The 1,188-nt window shown below is 56.4% G+C and carries 1 rRNA gene; it reads left to right on the forward strand.

The features are described 5' to 3' along the window. Positions 1 to 1,186 (forward strand): 23S ribosomal RNA (locus ACIHEI_RS37485); the annotation flags it as partial. Positions 1,187 to 1,188 lie beyond the last annotated feature (2 nt).

Raw genomic sequence — 1,188 nt, forward strand, 5'->3', positions numbered from 1 at the left:
GGGACTTGCTCCCTGAGCTGGTGGTGGCCGCAGAGACCAGCGAGAAGCGACTGTTTACTAAAAACACAGGTCCGTGCGAAGCCGTAAGGCGATGTATACGGACTGACGCCTGCCCGGTGCTGGAACGTTAAGGGGACCGGTTAGTCCGATTTCGGTCGGGCGAAGCTGAGAACTTAAGCGCCAGTAAACGGCGGTGGTAACTATAACCATCCTAAGGTAGCGAAATTCCTTGTCGGGTAAGTTCCGACCTGCACGAATGGCGTAACGACTTCTCGACTGTCTCAACCATAGGCCCGGTGAAATTGCATTACGAGTAAAGATGCTCGTTTCGCGCAGCAGGACGGAAAGACCCCGGGACCTTTACTATAGCTTGATATTGGTGTTCGGTTCGGCTTGTGTAGGATAGGTGGGAGACTTTGAAGCCGTGACGCCAGTCATGGTGGAGTCGCCGTTGAAATACCACTCTGGTCGTGCTGGATGTCTAACCTGGGTCCGTGATCCGGATCAGGGACAGTGTCTGGTGGGTAGTTTAACTGGGGCGGTTGCCTCCTAAAGAGTAACGGAGGCGCCCAAAGGTTCCCTCAGCCTGGTTGGCAATCAGGTGTTGAGTGTAAGTGCACAAGGGAGCTTGACTGTGAGACTGACGGGTCGAGCAGGTACGAAAGTAGGGACTAGTGATCCGGCGGTGGCTTGTGGAAGCGCCGTCGCTCAACGGATAAAAGGTACCCCGGGGATAACAGGCTGATCTTCCCCAAGAGTCCATATCGACGGGATGGTTTGGCACCTCGATGTCGGCTCGTCGCATCCTGGGGCTGGAGTAGGTCCCAAGGGTTGGGCTGTTCGCCCATTAAAGCGGTACGCGAGCTGGGTTTAGAACGTCGTGAGACAGTTCGGTCCCTATCCGCTGTGCGCGTAGGAGTGTTGAGAAGGGCTGTCCCTAGTACGAGAGGACCGGGACGGACGAACCTCTGGTGTGCCAGTTGTCCTGCCAAGGGCATGGCTGGTTGGCTACGTTCGGGAGGGATAACCGCTGAAAGCATCTAAGCGGGAAGCCTGCTTCGAGATGAGCACTCCCACCTCCTTGAGAGGGTAAGGCTCCCAGTAGACGACTGGGTTGATAGGCCGGATATGGAAGCCCTGTGAGGGGTGGAGTTGACCGGTACTAATAGGCCGAGGGCTTGTCCTCAG

Source organism: Kitasatospora sp. NPDC051984 (assembly GCF_044593455.1).
Classification (GTDB): Bacteria; Actinomycetota; Actinomycetes; order Streptomycetales; family Streptomycetaceae; genus Kitasatospora.